The organism is Acaryochloris sp. IP29b_bin.137, assembly GCF_028285745.1.
In the GTDB taxonomy this organism is placed as follows: domain Bacteria; phylum Cyanobacteriota; class Cyanobacteriia; order Thermosynechococcales; family Thermosynechococcaceae; genus Acaryochloris.
Genome location: NZ_JANQOP010000252.1, coordinates 1 through 3,456, shown reverse-complemented (window position 1 = coordinate 3,456; position 3,456 = coordinate 1). Strand labels below are relative to the sequence as shown.

Below are 3,456 nucleotides of genomic sequence, written 5' to 3'. Positions count from 1 at the left end.
AACATCCTGCCACTTATTGATGTTATTTTCGCGATCTTAGCCTTCTTTATCTTGTCCTCCCTATTTTTGACTCAGATTGAAGGCTTTCAGGTTAACCTCCCCAATGCAGAGAATGCCCGTCCCCGTGATCAAGCTGATTTTACTGTGACGATACAGCCTGATGGCGCTGTTGCACTCGATCAACAAGCTATTGAACTGAAAAATTTGCGAACTGCGATCCAGGAAAGTTTACAGCCAAATCAGATTGCAATCATTACTCTTAAAGCAGATAAAGAGGTCTATCACGGAGATGTAATTGCTGTGATGGATGAATTACGAACCATTGAAGGGGCAAAGTTGGGAGTTGCTACTGAGCGAAGTTCAAATTGATCTCCTTATCCAGCCAACCTAACCGAACGGTAGGGGTTGCGATTTCCCGGATCGCTCCAAAGATTCCCTGCTTTAGTGCTAGTTAAATAGGATTCATGACTGAACTCTCTGTTAACTGAGCTCCACAGGGAATATTCCCTGTTGCCCACAGTACAAATCACTTGAGAAGCAGCAATATCCCTTAGCTTAACGAAGCAGAAACCCAATTGTTCCGTAGATCATTCGCATTTGAAATCTGCTATTGCATGCAGCCTTGAAAATTGAGCCTCGACACATTCACTGGAAATATTCCTAACTCTATGGAGTAATGGGAGATAACTGGAACAGATGGCTTAACAACATCCTGTTTGCACGAGTGGCAGATCAACATCAAGGCTACTAGAACAACTAAAATTTGGTGATCGATAGATAGAACAGAACCTCGTTATCCCCTTTATCGGCCAGGAAAGATTCATTCAACTCCTGTTTAGCAATTTCTGCCCACCAGTACACAAACTACCGACTAACTTGATTCTCTTTTGCAATATGAGCAATGGACTATAGATCTGGAGAGGGTCCAAAGACCGAGACCTTATCAGAGTTTTTGCAGAACAGTGGCCGTGATTGTAGCTGTTGAGATCATACTTGAGGATCAACTCAAAGGAAATTCAAGGGGGTGACATCAAGCCCTCAGGTTGCCGGGATTACCCCTGCTAGAGCCACCTGATATTTAACCAAGCCAACAAACTCCATGAAGAGCCTTCTCTCCCCATGGAGGAGATAGAATTCATCCCCGAACATTGGACTTGATATATGGCACCGCCATGATACGGTCCTTGTGACAAAGAAGCTATAAATGAGAATGTATCTTAACTATGAAATTTTTCCAGTGTAGGGTATTGTCATTAGAAGGCGTCTAAAAATACACCTATGCCTTGTTAAGTTAATCAAATCTAATTGTCTTATTTGGAATAAAATCCTTGATATTTGGGGAATAAGCAATGTGATGGTGCTTATTTACTTGTGCTGAGGTTATTTCAGAAAGTCCAAGCCTACTTTGCTCTACTAAGAATAATTACAACTAAGGATTTAAGACGTGATGTTGTCAACCACACAAAGTTCAACTCTATTAACCAAGAGTCGCTCGACAAAGCGAACGCTTGTCATTATTGACAGTCATATTGATGATCTTCCGCAGTTGGTTAACAGCTTGCCCCAGGAAGATGTCATAGTCCTAGATCCCAATCGTGATGGGGTGAAGCAGATTACCCTAGCTCTGCAAGAGTATGACTCTCTATCAAGTCTGCATCTTGTTTCCCATGGAACCCCAGGATGTTTGCAGTTGGGCAATACCAAACTTAGTGTTGAAACCCTGGGTCACTACGAAGCCCAGTTAACGTCTTGGTCAGAACAGTTGGACGGGATTGATGTTCTAATCTATGGTTGTCATGTTGCGCAAGGTGTACTGGGTTCCCTTTTCTTGCAACAAATGCATCAGCTCACGGGCGCCAATATTGCAGCTTCTACAAAGCGCATCGGTTTAGTAGATGGAACACCAAACTGGGTTTTGGATGCTCGTTATGGTGAGGTCCAATCTGAAGTCATCTTCTCTTCAGCGCTCCAGCAGTCCTACACAGGCAGCTTTGTTGAAGTTAGCTTTGACATCGAGCAGGAGGTAGCAATTGAAACTGAAGAGACAGAAGTTACATTTAGGTTTACGCTCGACGAACCACCTCCAGCAGGAGGCGTTGTAGTTGTCCTGAGTGCTAATGAGACGTCTTCGTTTAATCGGTTTAATCCTGGTTTTCTTGCGGCGAATTTACAGCTTGATGGCATCGATCAATTCTTACCGGGCAACGACGTATCCCAAGACCTTGACTTTAGCGCCTTCGCATTGAATATCACGGCGCAGACTGCTTCGTTTACGATTCCCGTATTGAATACTCCCAACGATGTTAGTGTAGATAACCCTAATACTAATCCCGACATTGAAGATGTTGCGGATGTTGCGGAAGAGATTACCTGGACCATTAGCACTATTTCGCAAGCGGATGCTACTACTCTGGGTCTGGGGACACCTGGAACCATCGCGGCGGGAGCCAGTAGCGACACGATTATCATGGCGGATAACCCAGAGCAGGTCACGCCTGCCGTTCCAACGGTTAGTATTGAAGGTACCCCTACCCTTATTATCGAAGATGAAGGAACCGTAGCTACGATAGAGCTGACTCTTAGTGAGGCTGCTCCTGCTGGTGGGCTAGGTGTAAGTGTTGGGACGGATGCGTTTAGAGGTCTCTCTGACTTTGAGGCCTTCACGCCTACAACGATAGAAAACATCATAGGCTTAGATGGTTTTCTGGACGATACCGTTAATGGTAATCAGAACAATGGCGCGGTTGTCATCATTGCTCCAGGGGCAACCAGTGCAACGATTGCTTTCAGTGTGTTTGACGATAATGACATACCAACTGGAGAACAAGGTAACAACGTTAATAGCGATATTGGCATCGATAATCAAACTTGGACACTAGATCCTCAGCTTGCCATTAATGGCGGCAGGGAAACTGACTTGGGTGAGTACAATATTGACCCCAATGCTGGCACCTTTAGCTGGACAATTCTGGATACTCGCGGTCAGCTTAATGCACCTGTAGCTACCGATGATGATGGGAATACCCCTGAGAATCAGGCGCTGAGCGGAAATGTGCTGACCAATGACACAGATGCTGATGCTGGCGAGACTCTCTCAGTTAGTGCGGTCAACGGCGAAGCCGCTAATGTTGATCAACAAATTACGCTTGCATCTGGTGCTTTGCTAACGGTTAATGCCGATGGTAGCTACGACTATAATCCCAACGGCGCTTTTGATGCTCTCAACGATGGTGAGACGGCGACGGATAGCTTTGAGTACACGGTCACTGATGGAAACCAGGTCAGTGAAGGGGTATTCAATGAGGATACGGGAACGGTCAACATTACTATTAATGGCGTTGGAGCTGCTAATAGTGCGCCAGATGCCGTTGATGACAGCTTTACCATTAATGAGAATACAGTTCTCACTGATAGTGTTTCTGGTAATGACATCGATACCGAAGGCGATGCCACCTA

General features: G+C 45.2%; 2 protein-coding genes. Both read left to right on the top strand.

Going from position 1 to position 3,456, the window contains the following annotated elements:
* On the top strand, positions 1 to 369 hold a 369-nt coding region (locus Q0991_RS17890; protein WP_299490865.1), incomplete at its 5' end, for a biopolymer transporter ExbD.
* Between the two features lie 1,078 nt (positions 370 to 1,447).
* Positions 1,448 to 3,456, top strand: a 2,009-nt coding sequence (locus Q0991_RS17885; RefSeq protein WP_299490863.1) for a DUF4347 domain-containing protein, incomplete at its 3' end; no start/stop codon positions are given.